Origin of the sequence: Kocuria sp. CPCC 205261 (assembly GCF_040981025.1) — a bacterium.
In the GTDB taxonomy this organism is placed as follows: domain Bacteria; phylum Actinomycetota; class Actinomycetes; order Actinomycetales; family Micrococcaceae; genus Kocuria; species Kocuria marina.
On sequence record NZ_JAVKPU010000061.1, the window covers coordinates 1 to 566 of the forward strand.

A 566-nucleotide genomic window follows, 5' to 3' on the forward strand; every position below is an offset into this window, starting at 1 on the left:
GCTGCTTTAGTCTGCATCTTCTGCCCAACCGTATCGAAATATCTCTGTTTCGCACTCTCCAGCCGATGGGAGATGCTATCTCCAACCCAGCTTTCATTCAAATGACTAAGTTCCGGACGAACATAGTCCAACTCTTTTTCCCTAAAGTTGTGAATCTCGCTCCCCGGCTTCACTGCTTGTACATGAATACTTGTTGCTCCCATAAGTTAACATTTTTGTGACAATCGATAACAGCCGGTGACAGCCGGCTGACAGGGGGTTAAGGGGGCTTGTCCCCTTACACACGTACCCTTTAGGGTGCTAGTGTGCTATCACCATACTGCATAGGTGCGAAGTTAGTGAATGTTTTGTAAATGCACAAATAAAGGGGAAAACATTTGGATTTGCGACAATAAAGTACTACCTTTGTTGCTGACCAAACGGTAGCTGACCGATACGGGAGAGTTACCAAAATACAAGCCGCTGGAGTTAATTGACGGACATCCGACATCCCCAGCGGCTTTATTTTTGCCTATCTGCTTCGTCTAGGCATACCAGTACCTCTACTAAAAATGTACTTCAAAGAT

At 45.4% G+C, this 566-nt stretch carries 1 pseudogene; it reads right to left on the minus strand.

Annotation, left to right across the window (positions count from 1 at the left end):
* Window positions 1-203: pseudogene (locus RF646_RS13385) on the minus strand (mobilization protein); the annotation flags it as partial.
* Window positions 204-566: the final 363 nt, after the last annotated feature.